General features: G+C 63.7%; 17 protein-coding genes and 2 pseudogenes. 10 read left to right on the forward strand and 9 right to left on the reverse strand.

The features are described from left to right. Positions 1-87: 87 nt before the first annotated feature. Both ACSFA7_RS30855 and ACSFA7_RS30860 read right to left on the reverse strand, forming a co-directional pair. Positions 88-396, reverse strand: coding sequence for a DUF2934 domain-containing protein (locus ACSFA7_RS30855; protein WP_435502867.1), 309 nt, complete (start codon positions 394-396; stop codon positions 88-90). An 18-nt stretch (positions 397-414) separates the two neighbouring features. Then, a complete protein-coding gene (locus ACSFA7_RS30860; protein WP_435502868.1) occupies positions 415-1,134 on the reverse strand; it encodes a glycosyltransferase family 2 protein in 720 nt (239 codons plus the stop codon). Positions 1,135-1,399: 265 nt separating this feature from the next. On the opposite strand from ACSFA7_RS30860, the gene ACSFA7_RS30865 reads away from it, so the two are divergent. Continuing rightward, positions 1,400-3,847, forward strand: a complete 2,448-nt coding sequence (locus ACSFA7_RS30865) for a catalase (protein ID WP_435502869.1) — start codon at positions 1,400-1,402, stop codon at positions 3,845-3,847. Positions 3,848-4,106: 259 nt separating this feature from the next. Then, positions 4,107-4,592 (forward strand): DUF421 domain-containing protein, encoded by a 486-nt coding sequence (locus ACSFA7_RS30870; protein WP_435502870.1) that lies wholly within the window; start codon positions 4,107-4,109, stop codon positions 4,590-4,592. 278 nt (positions 4,593-4,870) lie between these two features. Here the strand turns inward: ACSFA7_RS30870 and ACSFA7_RS30875 are convergent, their stop codons facing one another. Beyond that, positions 4,871-5,653, reverse strand: coding sequence for an exodeoxyribonuclease III (locus ACSFA7_RS30875; protein WP_435502871.1), 783 nt, complete (start codon positions 5,651-5,653; stop codon positions 4,871-4,873). Positions 5,654-5,749: 96 nt separating this feature from the next. Beyond that, positions 5,750-6,058, reverse strand: a complete 309-nt coding sequence (locus tag ACSFA7_RS30880) for a hypothetical protein (RefSeq protein WP_176656969.1) — start codon at positions 6,056-6,058, stop codon at positions 5,750-5,752. Between the two features lie 362 nt (positions 6,059-6,420). Between ACSFA7_RS30880 and ACSFA7_RS30885 the strand changes: the two genes are divergently transcribed. From ACSFA7_RS30885 to ACSFA7_RS30900, 4 genes are all read left to right on the forward strand, one after another. Next, complete coding sequence (locus ACSFA7_RS30885) at positions 6,421-7,293, forward strand: SDR family oxidoreductase (protein ID WP_435502872.1); 873 nt, start codon at positions 6,421-6,423, stop codon at positions 7,291-7,293. Positions 7,294-7,534: 241 nt separating this feature from the next. Beyond that, positions 7,535-7,960: a CopG family transcriptional regulator gene (locus tag ACSFA7_RS30890; RefSeq protein ID WP_435502873.1), complete on the forward strand. Its 426-nt coding sequence runs from the start codon at positions 7,535-7,537 to the stop codon at positions 7,958-7,960. 30 nt (positions 7,961-7,990) lie between these two features. Beyond that, positions 7,991-9,076: an extracellular catalytic domain type 1 short-chain-length polyhydroxyalkanoate depolymerase gene (locus tag ACSFA7_RS30895; RefSeq protein WP_435502874.1), complete on the forward strand. Its 1,086-nt coding sequence runs from the start codon at positions 7,991-7,993 to the stop codon at positions 9,074-9,076. Continuing rightward, positions 9,073-9,375 carry a hypothetical protein gene (locus ACSFA7_RS30900; RefSeq protein ID WP_435502875.1) on the forward strand — a complete coding sequence of 101 codons (303 nt, stop codon included), beginning with the start codon at positions 9,073-9,075 and terminating at the stop codon, positions 9,373-9,375. Before ACSFA7_RS30895 ends, ACSFA7_RS30900 begins: the two co-directional genes overlap by 4 nt. 72 nt (positions 9,376-9,447) lie before the next feature. Here the strand turns inward: ACSFA7_RS30900 and ACSFA7_RS30905 are convergent, their stop codons facing one another. Together ACSFA7_RS30905 and ACSFA7_RS30910 are read right to left on the reverse strand one after the other, a co-directional pair. Continuing rightward, on the reverse strand, positions 9,448-9,876 hold the full coding sequence (locus ACSFA7_RS30905) for a DUF1810 domain-containing protein (protein ID WP_435502876.1): 429 nt from the start codon (positions 9,874-9,876) through the stop codon (positions 9,448-9,450). Positions 9,877-9,903: 27 nt separating this feature from the next. Then, positions 9,904-10,164: pseudogene (locus ACSFA7_RS30910) on the reverse strand (xanthine dehydrogenase family protein molybdopterin-binding subunit); the annotation flags it as partial. 143 nt (positions 10,165-10,307) lie between these two features. Here ACSFA7_RS30910 and ACSFA7_RS30915 point away from each other — a divergent pair. After that, a pseudogene (locus tag ACSFA7_RS30915) lies at positions 10,308-11,024 on the forward strand (IS3 family transposase); the annotation flags it as partial. A gap of 78 nt (positions 11,025-11,102) precedes the next feature. On the opposite strand, the gene ACSFA7_RS30920 reads toward ACSFA7_RS30915, so the two are convergent. Continuing rightward, positions 11,103-11,396 (reverse strand): hypothetical protein, encoded by a 294-nt coding sequence (locus ACSFA7_RS30920; protein WP_435502877.1) that lies wholly within the window; start codon positions 11,394-11,396, stop codon positions 11,103-11,105. A 37-nt stretch (positions 11,397-11,433) separates the two neighbouring features. After that, on the reverse strand, positions 11,434-12,558 hold the full coding sequence (locus tag ACSFA7_RS30925; protein ID WP_435502878.1) for a sensor histidine kinase: 1,125 nt from the start codon (positions 12,556-12,558) through the stop codon (positions 11,434-11,436). 190 nt (positions 12,559-12,748) lie between these two features. Between ACSFA7_RS30925 and ACSFA7_RS30930 the strand changes: the two genes are divergently transcribed. After that, positions 12,749-13,090: a hypothetical protein gene (locus tag ACSFA7_RS30930; RefSeq protein WP_435502879.1), complete on the forward strand. Its 342-nt coding sequence runs from the start codon at positions 12,749-12,751 to the stop codon at positions 13,088-13,090. A gap of 29 nt (positions 13,091-13,119) precedes the next feature. Here ACSFA7_RS30930 and ACSFA7_RS30935 read toward each other — a convergent pair whose 3' ends face one another. Then, complete coding sequence (locus ACSFA7_RS30935; RefSeq protein WP_435502880.1) at positions 13,120-13,476, reverse strand: STN domain-containing protein; 357 nt, start codon at positions 13,474-13,476, stop codon at positions 13,120-13,122. A gap of 585 nt (positions 13,477-14,061) precedes the next feature. On the opposite strand from ACSFA7_RS30935, the gene ACSFA7_RS30940 reads away from it, so the two are divergent. Beyond that, positions 14,062-14,634 (forward strand): RNA polymerase sigma factor, encoded by a 573-nt coding sequence (locus tag ACSFA7_RS30940; RefSeq protein ID WP_435502881.1) that lies wholly within the window; start codon positions 14,062-14,064, stop codon positions 14,632-14,634. Positions 14,635-14,695: 61 nt separating this feature from the next. Beyond that, positions 14,696-15,697, forward strand: coding sequence for a FecR family protein (locus ACSFA7_RS30945; protein ID WP_435502882.1), 1,002 nt, complete (start codon positions 14,696-14,698; stop codon positions 15,695-15,697). The last annotated feature ends 59 nt before the right edge of the window (positions 15,698-15,756 follow it).

Below are 15,756 nucleotides of genomic sequence, written 5' to 3' on the forward strand. Positions count from 1 at the left end.
TCGGCCTCATGCCATGGGCGGTGCTAGTTCACGACAGCGATATTGGGTGGCATTTCTGATCGTGAGTTTCGCGCTGGCTCTCCTGTCCTATTCTCTACGTTGCCGCTCCACCTGAGCTTCAGCCTCCAACCAGTCGTCGATCTCGCTGCCTGGTGTACCACCGCGGCGCTGATAGGCCTCGTAGGCAGCCCTGCGAATTGCATCTTCGCGGCTCTCGCCCTCGGCGGGTGCCGATGTATCGTCCGTAATCGCTGATTCGGCTTCACCGGGGTAGTCCGTGGTCTTGTTGGCTTCCCGTCCCATTCGACTGCCTTCCGTGGGGCTGTCTTGTCCGACTGCATGGCTCTGGTCAATGTTGATCGGCGACATATCTTTCTGACTGCTGCTCTGTTTCATGTTGACTCCATTGAAAAGCTAGGGATTCAGTAAGGTGGGCAACGGGGAGAACCGCGGCTGTGACACGGCCTCGAGCTGTTGCAAAACAGCGTGGCACAGGGCATCCGCAAATCCACCGGAAGCCTTGGCGTTCTTTCGTGCGCTCGTGACCACACGGGGCTTTGCGCTCCATGCAACCGATGCGCCGGACGCGATCAATGCATCGACCAGTGCGACGTCTTCACTACACGCGAGATGCCTGAAGCCGCCGGCCCGCCTGTAAGCCGCTGCGGAGACGCCGAGGTTGGCTCCGTGGATGTGCGAATGCCCGTCGGCGTCTTGGTACGTCTGCTGGAAATGCCAGGCCAGCAATGTTGCGTGGCAGCCGTGCGGCGTCCAGTCGACCACGCCCACCGTTCCGCACACGGCATCGGCGCGCAGTGCAAGCTGTTCCACCAACCAAGAGGGCGAGACAACGGTATCGGCATCGGTGAAGGACAGCCAGCGCGCGCCGCGCGCAAGAAGCGCCTGGGCCCCCGCTGCGCGCGCCATGCCGACGTTGCGAGCGCGAATGCTCAGCGTCGTCGCGCCGGCGGCGCAGGCATATACACCCGTGGCGTCGGTGCATGCATCCAGCACCACAACGATCTCCACGGACTCGCCTCCCAGGTCGGGATGTCTGGCTGCTGCGGCCAGTGCTTGCAGGCACGAGCGCACGCAAGCTTCTTCGTTGTGGGCTGGGACGACGATGCCGATCACTTGTTTTCTTTCTGCCCGGCGCAACGAACCGGGTTTCCTCAGGCTGAGCGCGACAGGGTTTGCTCGGCGTCAGTGCGGGAGCGGTGCACACGTAGGCGCGGACGAACCCCGAACACGCATGGACTCTTCTCTACCCCTTGTTTGCTCCCCAGGACGCCCCGCGTCCCAATCCTCGGCCGCAATGGCATGGGCGCCTACAACGCCGCAAATACACGGCGCCTAGCGTGTGTTTCCCACTTCCCTTCCCACCTCGAGAGACAAACCCATGGCCAAGAAATCCCCAGCTTCCTCGGCAGCCAGCGCCGCCGAGATCGATGCGGCCCGCGCCGCCGCACGCAACACCGACAGCGGGCCCGCCAGTCCCGCCCCCGCGAACGCAGGCAAGGGCGATGCGCCGGCGCAGAAGGCCATCGACACCCAGGCGCTGGCCAGTGGCATGCCCGCCAATGACAACAAGCCGCTCGAGTACGGCGAAGACAATGCACAGGCCACACCGGCAGGCCTCACGGTCACACCGCCGTCGAGGCTGCCAGGCGGGAGCACGCTGTCGGAGCGCAACCCCTCGGACAAGACCGGTACCGTGGCACCCGAAGGGCTCAATGCGACGATCGGCACGCTGGACCGCGTGCGCGTCGATTCGAGCGGGCAGGTGCTCACCACCAACCAGGGCGTCGCCATCGCCGACAACCAGAATTCGCTCAAGGCCGGCGCGCGCGGCCCCGCGCTGCTCGAAGACTTCATCCTGCGCGAGAAGATCACTCACTTCGATCACGAGCGTATCCCCGAGCGCATCGTGCATGCGCGCGGCTCCGGTGCTCATGGCTTCTTCGAGTGCTACGAGCCGCTGACAAAGCACACCAAGGCAGCGCCCTTCCAGGAGGCCGGCAAGATCACGCCGGTGTTCGTGCGCTTCTCGACGGTGGCCGGCGAACGCGGGTCGAAGGACACCGCGCGCGACGTGCGCGGTTTCGCGGTCAAGTTCTATACGGACGAAGGCAATTGGGACCTAGTGGGCAACAACATGCCGGTGTTCTTCATCCAGGACGCGATGAAGTTCCCGGACCTCGTGCATGCCGTGAAGCCCGAGCCGCACCACCAGATGCCGCAGGCCGCCAGCGCGCACGACACCTTCTGGGATTTCGTGTCGCTGATGCCTGAGTCGACGCACATGCTGATGTGGCAGATGTCGGACCGCGCCATTCCGCGCAGCTATCGCATGATGCAGGGCTTCGGCGTGCACACCTTCCGCCTGGTCAACGAGGCTGGCGAGAGCGTCCTCGTCAAGTTCCACTGGCAGCCCAAGCTCGGGACCCATTCGCTGGTGTGGGAGGAAGCGGTCAAGATCTCCGGCGCCGATCCGGATTTCCATCGCCGCGACCTGTGGGAGGCGATCGAGGCGGGCGAGTATCCCGAATGGGAACTGGGGCTGCAGATCTTCACCGAGGAACAGGCCGAGCAGTTCAGCTTCGACATCCTGGATGCGACCAAGCTCATCCCCGAGGAATTGGTGCCGGTGCAGATCGTGGGTCGCATGGTGCTCAACCGGAACCCCGACAACTTCTTCGCAGAGACCGAGCAGGTCGCGTTCTGCACGGCCCACATCGTTCCCGGACTGGACTTCACGAACGATCCGCTATTGGCAGGCCGCATCCACTCCTACGTCGACACCCAGATCACCCGTCTGGGCGGACCCAACTTCCACGAACTGCCGATCAACGCGCCGATTGCGCAGGTGCACAACAACCAACGCGATGGCATGCATCGACAGGCTATCCCCCGTGGCCGCGTCGCCTACGAGCCCAACTCGCTGGCGGGTGGCTGCCCGTTCCAGGCGGGCGCCGTGCAGGGCTTCACAAGCGTGGCCCGGCGGCTCGATGCCAAGGAGAGTGCAGACAAGGTGCGCATCAAGCCCGAGAAGTTCGCCGACCACTACACCCAGGCCCGGCTGTTCTTCGAAAGCCAGAGCGAGGTGGAGAAGGCGCATATCGGCAATGCTTTCCGCTTCGAACTCTCCAAGGTGACTGTCCCCGCCATCCGTGAGCGCGTAGTGGCGAGCCTGCGCAATGCGGCCCCGGATCTGGCGCAGCGCCTCGCACAGGACCTCGGAATGGAACTGCCCGCGCCGCTGCCCAAGGCGCTGGACAATCCAGCGCCTCCCGAAGTCGAGACATCATCGGCGCTGTCGCTGCTCGCCCGGCCGGGTGATGGCGGTATCCGCACGCGCAAGATTGCGGTGCTCGTTGCAAACGGTGTCGAAGGCACGTCGTTGCAAAAGCTCGTATCCGCACTCGTAGCTGCCGGCGCGGTGCCGCGGCTCATCGGTGCCCGGCTTGGGACCTATGCCGGCGCGAGCGGCGAAAAGTTCGCCGCCGATGCGACCATGGAGAACTCGCCGGGCTTTCTTTTTGACGCGCTTGTTCTGCCCGATGGCGCGGCAGCTGTCGAAGCGCTCGACGCGGATGCCCACACGCTCGAATTTCTTCGCGACCAGTACTGGCATTGCAAGACGATCCTCGCGCTGGGCGCGTCCGAAGCGCTTCTGGCCGAGGCACAGATCCCGATGACCCTGCCGGACGGTTCCGTGGACCCCGGTCTCATCTTGGCGGATGCGGCTGGCGCTGACGCAGGAATCGCCGCTTTCATCGACGCCATGGGCGCTCATCGCCACTTCGGACGAGAAAACGATCCTCCCAAGGCGGTGCCGCCGAATTGATCGCGGAGACGGTCGCTGGGCGTTGAAAGAACCAAAACCGTCCATGTCTGCTGTCGGGCGCGGACCACGCGTTGTCGAAACAGAATCGCGGCGGGCCTACGGAGCGCTCGTGGTGTCATGGATCACCGAGATCACGCTCGGCGCCACGGCCACGGCCACCGCAACGATCACGAAGCCTGTGTCGAAGAGCCCAGTGTGAACAAACGAAGTCCCACTGAAGAACAAGCGGCACCGGCCAGCGGCCGGACGGAGGCAAGCCATGGATGCACTCTCGGAACTCTTTCGCATGGAGATGCCGGCTTGGCACATGGTGCTGCGAGGCACGGTGGTCTACTGGTTTTTGCTCCTGGTTTTTCGTTTCCTTTTGCGGCGCGACGTCGGATCGCTCGGCGTGGCGGACCTGCTGTTTGTTGTGCTGATCGCCGACGCTTCCAGTAACGCCATGCAGGGCGAGTACAAGACCATCACCGACGGTCTGGTCCTCATCGTGACCCTGGTGGGCTGGAACTACCTGCTCGATTGGGCCAGCTATCACTCCCCCGCAGTGTCGCGCTTGATCGAGCCGCCTGCCGAGCCGTTGGTGAAGCATGGGCGGATCCTGCACAGGACGCTGCGGCGCCAGCTCATCACGGTGGACGAGTTGATGTCCAAGCTCAGGGAAAAGGGCATCGCCGAGCTCTCCGAGGTGCGGCTGGCGATGCTCGAGAGCGATGGAGAACTCAGCGTGCGGAAGTACAAGAGTTGAACAACGTTTGTGGCGCCGGTCGTTGGCACTTCATCGTGATCAGCCGAGTGCCCCGGAACCAGCTGCACCGTAAGCGCGTCGATGAGGCCCTGCGTGGTGACGCAGTGCCACATTAGCGCGGTGTTGTCGAGCGTCGCGCGCACCGCGTGATGCACGCTTGCGGGTCCACGAACGCGCTATCACATAGCCGCCCATGAGCATCAGCACGGCGACGTGAAAGGCTTGGTAGCCGAGCAGCATGCTGAGCGTTGCGCTCCATGCCTAGTCGCGCGGATGGCCTACGCTGCCGGAATGTCAAGCTCGATCCAGGCCGGCGCATGGTCGCTCGCACCGGTGCGCCCACGCACGTCGCGGTCCACGCCGGCATTGCGAAGCATCGGTGCGAGTTCGGCGTTCAGCAGCAGATGGTCGATGCGAAGTCCGGCGTCGCGCGGATATCGGTTTCGCCAGTACGTCCAGAAGGTGAAGGGCACCCGGCCAGGGTGGCTCGCGCGAATCGCATCGGTCCAGCCCTGCTTGAGCAGCTGCGCGAACGCCGCCCGGCTTTCGGGCTGCAGCAGCGCGTCGTCGCGCCAGGAGGCCGGGTTGTAGATGTCGGCATCGGTAGGCACGACGTTGTAGTCGCCGGCCAGAACGACCGGCATGCCGCTCGCAAAGAGTTTCTTCGCATGCCTGTTGAAGGCCTTGAACCATTGCAGCTTGTAGTCGAACTTCGGTCCCGGTTGCGGATTGCCGTTGGGCAGGTAGAGGCAGCCGATCAGCACGCCCCCGACCACCGCCTCGATGTACCGGCTCTGCGGGTCGGCTTCCATACCCGGCAGGCCGCGTCCGGTGTCGATCGGCTCTCTTCCGCGCGCGAGGATGGCAACACCGTTCCATGCACGCTGCCCGTGCGCGACGATGCCGTATCCGGCACTGCGAATCGCATCGACCGGCAGGGCGGCATCGGGAGACTTGAGCTCCTGCAAGCAGGCGACGTCGGGCTTCGATTCAGCGAGCCATTCGAGCAGGCGGGCGAGGCGACCGTTGATGCCGTTGACGTTGAATGTGGCGATCTTCATCTGGGGCAAGCCGAGAGGACGAGAAAGAGGGACAAATGAGCGCGTGAAATCGTGCGCCCTTTGATCCCGCCGGTTCCGGCCATAGGGGCCGGACGCTTACCCGATGCGGTTTTCGATGGACTCGGCAGGCTCTCGCGAGAGAAGCTCGAAGGCCGCGCGCCGCCTGCGCCCGCGCTGCACCGGTGGTGCGGCCACGCTGGGCTGCGACGCTGCGCCGAGCGCGCCCCACAGCCCGGCGAAACGGATGTCCGCCTCCTTGCGCAGCCTGGCAATCTGCTCGATGCGGCTGTCCGGGATGGCCAAGCGCCCACCTTGCGTACGCTGGTGAAGCTGGTGAATAGCCGTGTAGGCGGCAGTTTCCGCTGCCATCCAGGCAACGAATGCAGGGGCGGGGTCTTCGGCCATCGGTTTCCTTCAGTGTCCAGTGGAGTCCGTCTGCGCGCGGCGACATGAAATCTAGTGACCTTCGGGCGGTCTCTTGTAGTCCAGCGCCTCCAAGGTGCGCGGGAATACGCCATCCTGAACAGATGGCATCGGCGTGGAAGGCGCGGCTCGACGACTTGTCGCAGGCATCGGTGATCTTCGAAAAAGCGCTACCGCGAGCGCGCAAGAGGGCCAAGCCTGCGGATGCCGTAAGAGCCCCGGTCGAGACAGCTTGAGCAGACGGTACGACATGCGTATCAACCCGCGCACAAGTTGGCGACCTTCCTACGCCGCGCTGCGAGGCGGCCGCCAACATGGCGTCCAGATCATTCAAGGAGCCGCCCATGCCCAATCCCCTCACCGTCCATCCGCGGCCACCGTTCAGCACGCCGCAGCAGACGCCGCCCGGACTCGAATCCGCGATGGAACCGCGCCCCGACTTCGGCGAGACGTCGTACGTGGGTTCCGGCAAGCTCGTCGGCAAGTCCGCGCTCATCACCGGCGGCGACAGCGGGATCGGTCGCGCCGTGGCGCTGGCGTTTGCACGCGAAGGCGCCGATGTGCTGATCTCGTACTTGCCCGAGGAAGAGTCCGATGCGCGCGTCACGGCGCAGCTCATCGAGCGCGAGGGCAGGATCTGCCTGGCCGTTCCGGGCGACATCTGTGAGGAGGCGCACTGCATCGAACTGGTGGACAAGGCGATGGAGCGCTTCGGCCGGCTCGACGTGCTGGTGAACAACGCCGCCTTCCAGATGACGCACACGGACCTGGCCGAGATCAGCGCAGAGGAGTTGGACCGCACCTTCCGCACCAATGTCCATGCGAACTTCTTCCTCTGCAAGGCGGCCGTCGTCCACATGAAGCCGGGCAGCGCCATCATCAGCACCGCTTCCGTGAACGCGGACAAGCCCAATGCGACGCTCGTGGCCTATGCCGCGACCAAGGGCGCCATCCAGAACATGACGGGCGGCATGGCGCAGCTGCTCGCGGAGAAGGGCATCCGCGTCAACTGCGTGGCCCCCGGCCCCTTCTGGACACCGTTGATTCCGTCGACCATGCCGCCGGAGAAGGTGAGGGAGTTCGGCATGCAGACGCCGATGAAGCGCCCGGGCCAGCCCTCAGAGTTGCAGGCGGTGTACGTGCTGCTGGCCTCCGACCAGGCCTCGTACATCTCTGGTGCAACCATCCCCGTGACCGGTGGCGTGCCCTTCATCTGATCGCCCCTTGATGTCGATGTCGAAGTAGCAGCAACAGTAACGCGAGCCCTTGACCGCGAATACAAAGTCATCCGGCGCTTTGTAGTGCCAAGCTTGGTACGACTCGGGGCGTTGAAGGGATAGAACGAGAAACGATCCGCTCAAGGCGGCGCCCGCCGAATTGATCGCGAGACGCCACTGTAAGCTGAAGAAGCTCAAAACCATCCACATAACATCCATACGGATGGTGTTAGGATGGTGAATGCCCCGAAAAGCACCCCCCCCGCCTGCGCCGATCAAAACACCGGAGTCCGAGAAGATCACGATCAACATGGGCTTCGTCGATCTCGGGCACATCGACCTGCTGGTGGCGGAAGGCTTCTATTCGAATCGCACGGATTTCATCCGCACGGCCATCCGATCCCATCTCGCCTCGCATTCCGATGCCTTGCGCCAAGCGGTGTCACGCAAGACGTTGGTCCTCGGCCTGCAGAGCTTTTCCGCCGCTGACCTCGAGGCCGTGCGCGCCGCGGGCGAGACGCTCCAGATCCGGGTGCTCGGCCTTGCGGTGATCGCACCCGACGTAAGCCCCGAGCTTGCGAGCGCGGTCATCGATTCGCTGACGGTGCTTGGCGCCCTTCACGCGTCGCCAGCGGTCAAGGCTGCACTGGCGGAACGCATTCACTAGCGCCTCTTGGCAATTACCCGGGCAACCTCAATGAATTCACTTTTCGCGGGCCTGATGAACGAGGCGACGCAACTCACACGCAGTGGTCGGCTGCTCGACGCGACCCATGCGATCCAACGCGCATTGCGAGGCGGGAGCGATGCGCAGCCGGCATCGCCTGTTTCATCGACGCGTCCGACTCCGGAAGCAGGCGTGATCGATGTCGAGGCGCGCGTTATCGAGGCTGGCAGGCCCATGCCATCCCCCGACGCTTTCGGTGAGCCGGAACAATGGGTGAAGGGCACGTTTTCTCATCAGGGCCGCACCATCGACTACATGCTCTTCGTGCCGGCAAGTGCCGCGAACCAGCCGCTCACGCCTCGACCGCTCGTTGTGATGCTGCATGGCTGCACGCAGGGCGCGGCGGACTTTGCTGCGGGTACCCGCATGAACGACCACGCGCGTGAATCAGGGGTGATCGTGCTGTACCCGGAGCAGACGCAGCGGGCACACGGCCAGAAATGCTGGAACTGGTTCAAGACCCAGCATCAGCAGCGTGACCAGGGAGAACCGGCCTTGCTTGCCGCGCTCACGCAGCATGTCGCCGCGCAGCAGCATGCAGATCGTGCGCGGGTCTATGTCGCGGGGCTGTCGGCGGGCGGTGCCATGGCAGACGTGCTGGGTCATTGCTATTCCGATATCTTTGCCGCGATCGGCGTGCACTCCGGGCTTCCGCACGGCGCCGCGCACGACATGATGTCGGCATTGCACGCGATGCGGACCGGAGTGCCCGCAGCTCCCTCCGGTGCGGCCGCGACGCCGCAGCCGATCATCGTCTTTCATGGCGACGCCGACACCACCGTCCATGCGAACAACGGGATGACCATCCTTGCGGGGGCGAAGGCGGGCGAGGTCAGCGAAGGCCAGTCGCCGGCCGGCCGGCGCTTCACGCGAACGCTCTATCCGGCCTCCGAGGGCCGCGGCGAGGCCGAGCACTGGCGTCTTCATGCGGCCGGGCATGCATGGTCCGGCGGCAGCGCGCAAGGCAGCTACACGCAGCCCGACGGCATCGACGCCAGCCGCGAGATGCTTCGCTTCTTCCTGGCCCATCGGCTGGACGAAACGCCGCGGCATTGAGCCGCACAGCCGGTCTTACCGGCGAAAATCAAGGCATGTTTCTTCCTCCGCCCCAAGGCACCGAACGTGTCCAGTTGCTCGCCGCCAGGCTCGGCTGCGTCGTCGGTGAACTCGATGAAGCCGACGGCCGCAAGAAGCCCGCCTTGCTCGGCAGTCTCTCCGGGTTCGCGAAGGTCCTCGAAGAGTTCGGCGCCCGGTGGGATCAGGCGGACAGGGTCTACGTCTTCGCCACTTGGCCCATGCTCGAAGCCGCGCTGCAGCACATGGCCGACGGGCGCGGTCAATCCCGCGTCGAATAAGCCGTTCACCCGTCGGAAAAACGGACAGGAAAGGGGTCTCCCCAGTCGCAACCCCAGCGCGTTCCGCGCCCTTCACGGCCTTTGGGATCGAAGCAATGTGAGGGTGGTGTTGTCTGGCAAGCCCTCGTAGTAGCGATCCAGAATCTCTTTCCAGACAGTCTCTTTCGGAGCCACTTCGGAAAACAGGGTCACGCATGAACACAGTTTCATGTCGTCCAGCGACCCGAGCACCTGTTGGATGTTCTTTCCTTGGATCTCCAGAACCAGATGCAGGCATTCGGACAGTCTCTCCCGTAGCAATGGGTGAGCCCAATAAGCCCTTGCCTCATCGATCCCTTCGATGCCGAAAAGCTTGGCCGTTGGACTGCTTCCCAGCGCGGCCAACTGCGGAAAGATGAACCAGATCCAGTGCGTGGACTTGCGCCCGGCCGCGAGTTCTTCGCGCACCGTCTCGTACACAGGTTCTTGCGCCAGGATGAAGCGATCGAGAACGAATGACATGGCCTCTCTCCGCAGTTGATCGAGCAATCAAGGCGCCATGACCTTGTCCGGCGTCATTGGCGTGGAGCGCACACGCCGGCCTGTCGCGTGGAAGATCGCGTTGCACACCGCGGCAGCGACGCCCACGATACCGATCTCGCCGACGCCCTTGGCGCCGAGTTCACTGACGACCCGGTCGTCTTCTTGCGCGAAGATCAAGTCGATGTCGTGGATGTCCGCGTTCACGACCACGTGGTATTCGGCCAGGTTGTGATTCATGAAGAGCCCCAGTCGATGGTCGGAATGGCTCCGACAGGGCCTAGAGCGTGAGTTTCAGCGTGAGCGCCATATGCCGACGGATTGGCCTACCGATCAATTTACTGCTGTACAGGAATGACCACTAAAAAGGTCGTGCCTCGGTCGTCGCTTGAGTCGACATTCACCGTGCCACCGTGATCTTTGAGTCGAACCACCGCTGCTATGGCTACCGCAGGCTGCAAGCTTCGCTCACTAGACAGGACGTCGCGATCTCCGAGAAGGTCGTGCAGCGGTTGATGAAGCAGGAAAGCCTGGTTGTTCCAAAGCCCAGGAAGCGCAGGTATGCGTCATACCTTGGCGAGATCAGTCCAGCGCCTGAGAACCTCATCAACCGCGACTTCCAGGCCGCGGTCCCCAACGAGAAATGGCTCACGGACATCACGGAGTTCCAGATCCCGGCTGGCAAGGTGTACCTCTTGCCCATCATCGACTGCTTCGATGGAATGGTCGTCAGCTGGACCATCGGGACCAGTCCGGACGCTGAGTTGGTCAACACGATGCTGGGTGCAGCCATCGAGACAGTGGCCGAAACTACTGACCGGCCTGTGGTTCACTCCGATCGGGGCGGCCACTACCGCTGGCCAGGTTGGCTATCAAGAATGAGCGACGCGAACTTCACCCGCTCGATGTCTCGGAAGGCATGCTCACCTGACAACGCAGCTTGCGAAGGCTTCTTCGGTCGGCTGAAGAACGAGCTGTTCTATCCTCGGGACTGGAAGAGCGCCACCATTGAGCAATTCATCGCGGCGGTCGACTCGTACATCCGCTGGTACAACGAGAAGCGGATCAAGATCTCTCTTGGCTCTCTCAGCTCTATCGAATACCGGGTGAGCCTTGGGCTTGCGGCATAAAACCAGTCCAAGTTTTTATCCGCACCCCCCTTGTGGCGCCGCAGCGCTAAAAAATGAATCGAAGGACTCAGCGCTGCATCACTTGGCCAGCGTCTTGAGTCCTTGAGAAGGGCGTCTCTGTGCGCGCGAGTCGCGATGTCTACTTGCGCCGGAGAGAGATTTTTCGGTGGCAATCGCAGAAGCGCCTTCGCTGGTGATCGCGACCACGCGCGCCACTTCCGGCGCGAATCCTTTCGCCTTGTATTGAATTTCAAGAGCCACTTCGATCATGCCGCTCGCAACCAACCGTTTTGCTGCAGCCACATCCGCAGACAGCGTGAGCCATCGAGGTGGTGCCATGCGCTCGATTCGCATCAGCAGTTGAATGTCCATGGGAGTCCTTTGGTGACAGAGAACGACGGAGTTCCGGTTACTGCAGGGCGTTGCGCGGCAGGCAAATGGTGAAAACGCACCCGACACCCGGCACGTCTCGAACGGTCAATGTGCCGAAGTCGGCCTCGACGCTTTGGCGCGCGATGGAAAGACCCAGGCCAAGCCCCGACTTGTCGTGGCTGTGCTGATTGAACGGAGCGAACATTTTGGCGGCGCTCCCCGGGGGAAGCCCTCCACAGTGATCTGCGACTTCTATCAAGACATGCTCATCGAGCGCATAGGCCTTCAAGGCAATTTCGGTGTGAGGATGCGTGAACTTGAATGCGTTCTGCAGGAGGTTTGCCAACGCTGCAAGCAGCAATTCGCGGTTTCCTCGAATGGCCAGCGGCGGATCGACCGGTGTCACCTCGAGCACGCAGCCAGCGGCGTTTGCAACCAATTGCGCCGAGGTTTCGGCTTCCTTGATGAACGCGGCAAGGGAGAAGGTTTGCCGTTGCTCCGGTATGCCGTTGCGCACCTCGGCGAGTGCCCGGCTGATCAAGGTGCTCATTGCCGACATGCTGCGCTTGAGGACGGCGCCGGTGGCTCCGCCCACTGTCATGTTGCCGAGTTCGAGTGCATGGATCGAAAGGGTTGCCGTGCCCAGGGCGTTGCGCAACTCGTGAACCAGGAAGCCGAAACGCTCGGTGGCGTCGAGGTTTTGCTGGCGGGCGATCTGGGAGTCTCGTTGGGAGCTGAACTCGGTCACGGCGTCTGCAATCGCGTTGTCCAGGCAGCGGTTCAATGTCCGGAATTCTCCGACGGCGAACGGGGCATCGCGTTCGAAGGCCAGATCCGTGATCGCCTGGCAAAGGTCACCGTAGTCGTGGACGACCTGGTCCACGGTGTAGCCCAGCTTCAACAGTTCCTTGCCATGGGCTGTGGCGGTTACACCCATTTCCGACAGGGCCGGCAAGTCTCCACCCGATGGTCCCGAAATCCTGATGCTGTCGGCGGGTTTGTTGTCTTCCTCGGCCGCAAGGGTTCTTATCAGCTGATCGAGGAACAGCGGGATGCCGTTTGCCAATTGCTGTTCGGTCGCGGCCCGCCGGGGTCTCAATGCAACCTTCGACTTGCACCGTGAAACCAGCTCCTCCTGGTTGTTGGTGAGAAAGTTGCGCATGTTCCGAAACCTCGATGGCTTTCGCCTGGCTCATTCAATGAAATGCCGCCTTCCTTCTGCTCAGAAGACGTACTGCCCATCGTTATCCGGTCAAGGGAGCGTTGTCTGTTCGACATCGCACATAGTGGGGCACGCAGCACCTGCATGCCCCACTATGTGAGAGAGCGTACAGACCTCTCGGCCTGGATTCGTGACGCTCGGAGCAGTTGAAAAGGTGGCCAAGTTGGAAGTCGAAACTGGTTTTGAGGTTGCGGCGATCGGCGCAGTGCCCGCGCGCAATCAGTGGCAAACGCGAATATTCGCCGGCCCGATTTACGCCAAAGGCATGAGCTACTTCGCCGCCATTCACTGGGGGAGGGTTTGCCTGTGTCGGCTCGTGTATGCCGGTTCGGTGCAGACGCCCGTCGAAGCGCATGCCGCATTGGCCGCACGCGCGCTGATCTGGATCGCGAGTTACGAATCGCGGCCCGGCCGGACGATGGTGGCATGGGTCGCGGCCGAGAGTGACCCCTTGTACCCATCGTTCAGCTGAAGGCGTGCTGATACAGAGCCCTGCGCGTCTTACTCGACGCGCACAGGTGCGTCCGACCGCGCAGCCGCGGGCGTTCGCGCCGGGGCTGGCGCGATGAGCACCATTGCGCCATCCTGGCCACGCCGCACGCGCAGGCGGGTGCCGTCGAGGAGGCGGTCCAGCGCCGCGTCGGCGGCGATCTTTCCCTTGAGACCCCGGGTCGAGAGGTCCTTGACGTCTTCCACCTTGTAGATGAGCTGCACGCCCGACTGCGCGATGTAGGCGTCGAGCGCGGGCCGCAGCTCGCCGCCCTTCACATCGAACTCCGTCGCATGGGCGAGGGCTGGACCCGCCACCAGCAGGCCGGCTGCGGCAACGAAGGCCAGGCCCAGGCGGGCGCGTTTCAAGAAGGCGAAGAGGGTGGGGGGCTGCCTCCGGATTCGAATCATGTCGTTCTGTTTTCTGCGAATTGGTTTTTCTTCTGCCCCGGTAAGACGAGTTCGAACGCACTTTCCGGTATCGGGCAAGGCGGAAAAGCCCTCGGCCCGGGCCTTCTAGGGCCTGTTCACCCTATTTCAGGGGTTGCGTTGCTTCGCCAAGGGGCTGGCTGCAAGGCGCCCGCGCGTAGCAAGGCTCATGCCTTGCTACGCGCGGGCAACGCCGCAGACGGCCCCTTGGCGAAGCAACCCGTAGGCAAGCTCGCCCCAGCCCGGCCCTCGGCGTTGCGTTCCTTGTGCGTGCAGACGCACGCACGGCGTCACGCGCCTTGATGGCCGGGCTGGGGCGAGCTTCGCAACCCCTGAAATAGGGTGAGCAGACCCTAGAATTTCAGGAAGCGTTGCCGGGCATCGGAATTCGCAGGAATTTCGGCAAATTCACCCGGCGTGCCTTCGCGCGTTACCGGAAATCCTCGGGCCGTTCGTCTCACTGTCTGTCGCCAATCCCGGCGGCTGCCGTCCTTCTTTCGGCCCTTCAATTTCCAGGAGCGCTTCGTGGTTCTCAGTGACTTGGATGCCTGGTTCGTCAGCGAGGTGCTGCCGATGGAAGCCGCGCTCACGCGTTTCCTTCGCCGCAACTGGCGTGACGACGCCGAAGTGCCCGACCTGCGGCAGGACGTTTACGTGCGCATCTACGAATCCGCCTCCAGATCCATGCCAGACCAGGTCAAGCCCTTCGTCTTCGCCACCGCGCGCAACCTGCTGATCGACCGCGCCCGGCGCGCGCAGATCGTCTCCATCGAAATCATTGCCGACCTCGACGCGCTCGATTTCTCCGCCGACGAGCTCACGCCCGAACGCCACGCCGCCGGCCGCGGCGAGCTGCGGCTCCTGCAATCGGCGCTCGAAGCGCTGCCGTCCAAGTGCCGCCGCGTGGTGGAGATGCGCAAGATCGACGGGCTCTCGCAGCGCGAGGTCGCCACGCAGCTGGGCATCACCGAGGACACGGTCGAGCGGCAGGTGTCGCGCGGCGTGCGCGCCCTGGCCGATGCGCTGCTGTCGGGCGGCGTGCAGCTGGACACCAAGGCCTTCGGGCGAGCGCAGAGCGAGCGGAGGCTTTCTACATGAGCGCCGCGCCGGGCCGCCCCAAGCAAGCTCGCACCGCAGTGCCAAGCACGGAGGTAAACCCATGAGCGACGCCCAGCGAATTGAATCCCTGGCCGCCGACTGGCTGGCCCGCCGCGACAGCGGTGCATGGACCGACACCGACCAGCAGCAGCTGGACGCCTGGATTTCCACGTCGATTGCCCACCGCGTGGCGTGGCTCCGGCTGTCCAGTGCCTGGGAGCGCGGCGACCGGCTGGGCGCACTGCGCACACCGGCGATCCCGATTCCCGGCCCCACGCCGGCTCCGGCATCGCAGCCGCAGGCTGCACGCCCGGTCTCACGCCTGTCACGCTTCTCGCTGCAACGTATTGCCGCCGGCGTGCTGGTGGCCGCGGCGGGCACCGCCTGGTTCGGCTGGCAGTACATGCAGGAAGAACAGGGCCAGCAGTACGCTACCGCCGTCGGCGCGCGCCAGTCCGTGGCGCTGGCCGACGGCTCCAGGCTCACGCTGAACACCGCGACGCAGGTACGCATCGCCGTGAACGACAGCGGGCGCAAGGTCTGGCTCGACGCGGGCGAGGCCTACTTCGACATCGCGCACGACAAGAAGCGGCCCTTTTTCGTCATCGCCGGCGACCGCCGCATCACCGTGCTGGGCACGCGCTTTCTCGTGCGGCGTCAGGGCGAGCAGGTGAACGTGACGGTGGAAGAGGGGCGCGTGCAGATCGCATCGGCCCAGCCGGGCGCCAAGAGTGCGGAGCCCACCGTGCTCACGCGCAACCAGGCGGCCGTCACGCACGCGGACAACGTGCTGGTGATCTCGAAGGCGCCCAAGCAGGTCGACGACGAACTGAGCTGGCGCGAAGGCAAGCTGGTGTTCGACCAGACCACGTTGGCCGATGCGGCTGCGCAGTTCAATCGCTACAACGCGCGCCAGCTCGTGATCGCCGATCCGGCCATCGCGCAGGTGCGCATCGGCGGCAGCTTCGACGCCAACAACATGAGCGGCTTCGTGGCGTTGCTCAAGCAGGGCTTCGGCCTTGCGGCGCATGAGCGCGGCAACGAAATCAGAATTTCGAATTAACAAATTACCGGAATGTGACGGTGCGTTCGTCTCAGTGGGTATCCCAAACAAATAACCAC

The organism is Variovorax trehalosi (assembly GCF_051216415.1).
Taxonomy (GTDB): Bacteria; Pseudomonadota; Gammaproteobacteria; order Burkholderiales; family Burkholderiaceae_C; genus Variovorax.

What these genes read in the sequence shown, in the direction of transcription:
- ACSFA7_RS30855 (WP_435502867.1), bottom strand. Translation starts at nt 396, where the DNA reads ATGAAACAGAGCAGCAGTCAGAAAGATATGTCGCCGATCAACATTGAC.
- ACSFA7_RS30865 (WP_435502869.1), top strand. Translation starts at nt 1,400, where the DNA reads ATGGCCAAGAAATCCCCAGCTTCCTCGGCAGCCAGCGCCGCCGAGATC.
- ACSFA7_RS30870 (WP_435502870.1), top strand. Translation starts at nt 4,107, where the DNA reads ATGGATGCACTCTCGGAACTCTTTCGCATGGAGATGCCGGCTTGGCAC.
- ACSFA7_RS30875 (WP_435502871.1), bottom strand. Translation starts at nt 5,653, where the DNA reads ATGAAGATCGCCACATTCAACGTCAACGGCATCAACGGTCGCCTCGCC.
- ACSFA7_RS30880 (WP_176656969.1), bottom strand. Translation starts at nt 6,058, where the DNA reads ATGGCCGAAGACCCCGCCCCTGCATTCGTTGCCTGGATGGCAGCGGAA.
- ACSFA7_RS30885 (WP_435502872.1), top strand. Translation starts at nt 6,421, where the DNA reads ATGCCCAATCCCCTCACCGTCCATCCGCGGCCACCGTTCAGCACGCCG.
- ACSFA7_RS30890 (WP_435502873.1), top strand. Translation starts at nt 7,535, where the DNA reads ATGCCCCGAAAAGCACCCCCCCCGCCTGCGCCGATCAAAACACCGGAG.
- ACSFA7_RS30895 (WP_435502874.1), top strand. Translation starts at nt 7,991, where the DNA reads ATGAATTCACTTTTCGCGGGCCTGATGAACGAGGCGACGCAACTCACA.
- ACSFA7_RS30905 (WP_435502876.1), bottom strand. Translation starts at nt 9,876, where the DNA reads ATGTCATTCGTTCTCGATCGCTTCATCCTGGCGCAAGAACCTGTGTAC.
- ACSFA7_RS30920 (WP_435502877.1), bottom strand. Translation starts at nt 11,396, where the DNA reads ATGGACATTCAACTGCTGATGCGAATCGAGCGCATGGCACCACCTCGA.
- ACSFA7_RS30925 (WP_435502878.1), bottom strand. Translation starts at nt 12,558, where the DNA reads ATGCGCAACTTTCTCACCAACAACCAGGAGGAGCTGGTTTCACGGTGC.
- ACSFA7_RS30945 (WP_435502882.1), top strand. Translation starts at nt 14,696, where the DNA reads ATGAGCGACGCCCAGCGAATTGAATCCCTGGCCGCCGACTGGCTGGCC.